At 37.4% G+C, this 4,610-nt stretch carries 2 protein-coding genes and 3 pseudogenes; 2 read left to right on the top strand and 3 right to left on the bottom strand.

Annotation, left to right across the window (positions count from 1 at the left end; translation table 11 throughout):
* The coding region (locus tag A5875_RS07450; protein WP_176244628.1) for a hypothetical protein at positions 1-1,606 on the top strand (1,606 nt) is incomplete at its 5' end.
* Positions 1,607-1,893: 287 nt separating this feature from the next.
* Here A5875_RS07450 and A5875_RS07445 read toward each other — a convergent pair.
* The 3 genes and pseudogenes from A5875_RS07445 to A5875_RS07435 form a co-directional block, all read right to left on the bottom strand.
* Positions 1,894-2,361 carry a DDE-type integrase/transposase/recombinase gene (locus tag A5875_RS07445; protein WP_176244627.1) on the bottom strand — a complete coding sequence of 156 codons (468 nt, stop codon included), beginning with the start codon at positions 2,359-2,361 and terminating at the stop codon, positions 1,894-1,896.
* 164 nt (positions 2,362-2,525) lie between these two features.
* Positions 2,526-2,738, bottom strand: a pseudogene (locus A5875_RS07440) (transposase); the annotation flags it as partial.
* A gap of 81 nt (positions 2,739-2,819) precedes the next feature.
* Positions 2,820-4,234, bottom strand: a pseudogene (locus tag A5875_RS07435) (IS3 family transposase).
* A 180-nt stretch (positions 4,235-4,414) separates the two neighbouring features.
* On the opposite strand from A5875_RS07435, the pseudogene A5875_RS07430 reads away from it, so the two are divergent.
* A pseudogene (locus tag A5875_RS07430) lies at positions 4,415-4,610 on the top strand (sugar transferase); the annotation flags it as partial.

The following is a 4,610-nucleotide window of genomic DNA, read 5'->3' as shown; positions in this document are numbered from 1 at the left end:
AACGTACCGAGTAACGGGTTGGTATTGGCATGTTAATGGCACAAAATATTTATCTGTTTATGATAACAAAGGAGTCTGGCAGGGATACTTGAACGACGGAGGGGCCAATGTCGTTAGCTCGCTGGGAGGGAAATGGAATTCTACTAATCAATATGTGACAATTACCAAAAATAATTGGATGATTTGGAAAGACTTCAACTTCAAAAATGGTAGCTCAACGAAAAATATGTATCAAAAAACGTATAGAGTAACGGGTTGGTATCGTCATTATAATGGTACGAAATACTTATCCGTGTACGATAGTAAGGGAAAGTGGCAAGGCTACCTGAATGAAGGCGGCGCCCAAGCTGTAAACAACCCAGGAGGAAAATGGAATGCCACCAATCAATACGTGACAATTACCAAAAGTAACTGGACGATCTGGAAAGACTTTAATTTTAAAAATGGCAATTCAACGAAAAATATGTATCAAAAAACATATCGAGTAACGGGTTGGTATCGTCATTACAATGGTACAAAATATTTATCCGTGTACGATAATAAAGGAAAGTGGCAAGGCTACCTGAATGAAGGCGGCGCCCAAGCTGTAAATAATCCAGGAGGGAAATGGAATGCCACTAATCAATATGTGACAGTCACTAAAAAAAATTGGACGATCTGGAAAGATTTTAACTTCAAAAACGGAGTATCAACTAAGAATCTCCAAAGTAAAACATATCGAGTAACGGGTTGGTATCGCCATTTCAACGGAACAAAGTATTTATCTTTGTACAATAACAAAGGAAAGTGGCAAGGCTATCTGAATGAGGGTGGTGCTGCTAAAGTCAGTGGAGCTCAAGGAACTGGTTTCTCTATGAATAAATCAGTACTGGTAATTAAGAGTGGATACTCTATTTGGAACAACTTTAAATGGCAGGAAAAAACTCGAACCAATTCTCTGATTAATAAGACCTACCAAGTAAAATGGTATTACAAGCATATGAACGGCTCAACCTATTATTCTTTGTATGATTCGAATGGAAAATGGTTTGGCTACGTTAATAGCGGAGCAGTCAGAGAACGAAGAGGTGTGGCACATTATCTTGGAACTACACGACAACGGGTAGTAAACGAATTATCAGCCCATAAACATGATCGTTTCTATTTAGGAACACCATTCCGTTTAGCTGGCTTTAGTAATCCAGAAATGTTCGTTGTTCCTAACGGTGTGGCTAGCCCATATGGTCCAGGAATGAATTGTACGGGATTTGTGGCCTGTGTATCGCGTAGAGGTGGAGGCAATCTAAATCGGATTTCGGGAATTACTTCTAGGGTCGGAGGTTATGTCAATGCTTATAATTGGCGTGATGCATTGACGCGAAACACAGAATATTATTCTTTCGGTTCAATTGATGAATTATTGAGAAGCGGAAGAGCACAAAAAGGAGATCTCATTTATTTAGAGGCAGTTTTTACGGATCCTTTTCACGACTGCCACATTGGAATTTTTTGGGGAAATAGATCAAATGAAAATAGATTTTGGCATCAAGTAATTGATGGAAATAAAATATCTCATATCTATTCAGGTACGCCTTATTCGAAAGTCTATCTGTTTCCGCAAGATTAATTATTTTAATAGGTCCATTTTATTTAAGATTTAGAAGAGATTGAACAGTTAGGTTTGTAGTGGACTCTAAAAGTTAGACTTTTTTCGGAGTGGAGAAATCCACTCCGTTTTTGGGGTTATCATCTAAACTGTGGAAGTTAATTAGGGGCCTGCAACACTTTAGTTAACAGCCAGTTAGATTACTTATTTTTTTTCGGTTCAAATTGTCGAGGAATCATCATAAATTTTGTGTGGATTCTTTTGTTTGGATAGTAGTCTTCCAAATAGTCTTGGATCAACACCTTTATTTATATTTTACTTTTGTGCTTGTTGGGTTCGATTAATTTTCGTTTGATCGAACGATGAAACGATTCGACTACTGAGTTGTCAACAGGAGTTCCAGATTGGCTCATTGAATGTGTGATATGGTAGTCGGTCAACAGTTCTTGATAGGTAAAAGAACGATATTTGCTACCTCTATCGGAATGAATTACCCTAGGTAATTCACCTTTGTAAATTTCTAATGGCTGGACGACAATTTCTTTTTTCATACGTGAATCTACCACACAGCAACGTGGAATACGGGTTGTTAAGTCAGTATAGTTGGACAAATAGAGGCGACCATCACTACAATAAATGTAAGTAATGTCCGTCACCCAAACAGCATCGATTTGACTCTGTTCAAATTGTCGATTCAACGATTTTTCTTTTACAATTTCTTCAATTGCTTTTCCTCTATCATAAGAATGATTTTCGTCGATGAAATCCTTTTGCACATAAATTCATTCCACGCCTACTTACATTTAAAATCCTTCACAATCCTTGAATTGAATATTGTAGGTGATGTTTGTGAACAAACTCAAAACGAACTACTTTTTTTCTTCACAAGCGTGTCGAACTTTTTTAGAATTTCATTTTCCTCTTTTAGCTATTTATTTTACTGCTCAAGAATGTAGAAATCTGCTTTATCAGGTAATCTTTTTCCATGTCCAGCAAAAGCCTTGTTTCCGTTTCGACGGTATTCTGAGACCCACCGGGAGATTGTTGGATGAGAGATATTGTATTCTTCAGAGATTCCCTTGATAGTTACTTTCTTCTCAAGGATATCCTTAGAAACCTTAAGTTTAAATTCACGGTCACATGTTTTTCTCAATAGAGTTCATTCCTTCTGGTAATGTGACTGATACTCAAGAAAAGTGTACCATAGCCCTTCGCTTTCATTGTCAATTCTATTTTAGGCAGTTCTCAATGCTGCTTCTCTAAATTGTACAGGACTCTGCCAATTTAGTTTTCCCTTTATACGTTCATGGTTGTAGTAATAAATATAAGCTTCGATTGCTTGCTTCAATTCATCAACGCCATGATATTCTTCTCCATGATAGATTTCCTGTTTCAACAGACTGAAAAAATTCTCCATGATCGAATTATCCAAGCAAGTACCTTTACGGGACATACTTTGGAAGATTTTATGTTCTTTCAACTTATGATTGTAAGCGTTCATTTGATAGGGCCATCCTTGATCGGAATGAAACGTGCGTCGATAAACGCAGTCTGCCGTTACATGAATCGCTTCCTCTAAAGCCTCCATGATCGCCAATGCGTTCGGTTTCTCTGAAATGCGATAAGAGATAATCTCGCTGTTGTACATATCTAAAAATGGATCAAGATACAGTTTCTTTTCACGAATAATACCAGATTTGTCCGGTTCAAAATACTTTAGCTCTGTCGTATCTGTTGTAATCTTTTGATGACAAATGCTTGTGTAAAAGCGTCGATGAATTCGATTTTTCGCAATCGTTCCGATCTTCCCACGATAAGAGTTATAGCGGCGGGATTTTCTCGTGAAGGAACGGACTTCTAGTCCTAGCTTTCGAATCAAACGTTGCACTTTCTTTTTGTTTACATGGAATCCTCGATCTTTCAGTTCATTTGTCATACGTAAGCAGCCATAATTTGTATGTTTCTCTCTTATTTTAAGCATTTCCTCTTCGATTTCTTGATCTGGATTTTCGCGATCAAACCGTTTTTGCCAATACATAAAGGTTGATTTAGGAAATTTCAAGGTTTCAAGAAGCTCAACTAATTTGAATGATCCTCGGAGGCTGTCGATGATGCGTGCGACTGATTCCTTTGTCTTTGTTGGGCTTCCTGTTTTCGCAGCTTCCTCAATTCTTTTAAAAAAGCATTCTCGATCTGAAGGGAACGCACTTGTTTTTCTAGTTCCTTAATTCGGTCGCGTTCTTCAGGTGTTTCCTTATTTGTCTTTTTAGTTTCTTTTTTCTTAGACACGATGGTTGGACGTCCTTTCGGTTTTGAGAGTCCGTCTAAACCTTCTGCACGAAAGTTTCTCATCCAATTGGCAATTAGCGTAGGATTATTCATCCCTAATTGATTCGCCACTTCGCGATAGGACAGCTCAGTTGTTTGATATAACTCTATCGCATCCATCTTGAATTGAACAGAATAAGTTTGATTTTGCCGTTTTCGAAGGAGCCCTTCTTCGCCGAATTCTCGATAGACATTGATCCAATCTTTTACTTGTCTTTCAGACTTTATCCCGTGTTTCTTTGATAAATAATTCGCTCCTCCTTTCCCTTCAAGATACTCTTGAACGATTTTTACCTTGAGTTCAAAACTATATTTAGCCATAAAAATACCGACCTCCAGAAGTTAGATTTTTGGTCTAACTTTTGGGGGTCGGTATAAACTTGCTTGTTTAGCCCTTTTTTATTTTTATCTTTTTTATTAGTTTTCTTAGGAAAGCTACTCTTTTTTTAGCCTGTATGGTAAGATGTGTAATGGATTATTTCGTGGATTAGGAGTGTTTATATGAATAAAAGTGGTGAATGGAGCGCCGCCCGTCGATTTTTTATTATTTTGATGGACGTGATCGTTTATAATTTCTCCGTTTATCTTAGTTTTTTGCTAAAATTTGGAGGAGCCATTCCAGAAAGAAACTTTCAGACCTTTGAGAGCTCCGCATTATTTATTTCAGTTTTCTTTATAATATTGAACGTTTTGCTAG

The sequence above is a fragment of the Enterococcus sp. 3H8_DIV0648 genome, assembly GCF_002140655.1.
Taxonomy (GTDB): domain Bacteria; phylum Bacillota; class Bacilli; order Lactobacillales; family Enterococcaceae; genus Enterococcus_A; species Enterococcus_A hulanensis.
This window is presented reverse-complemented; position numbering and strand designations above follow the sequence as displayed.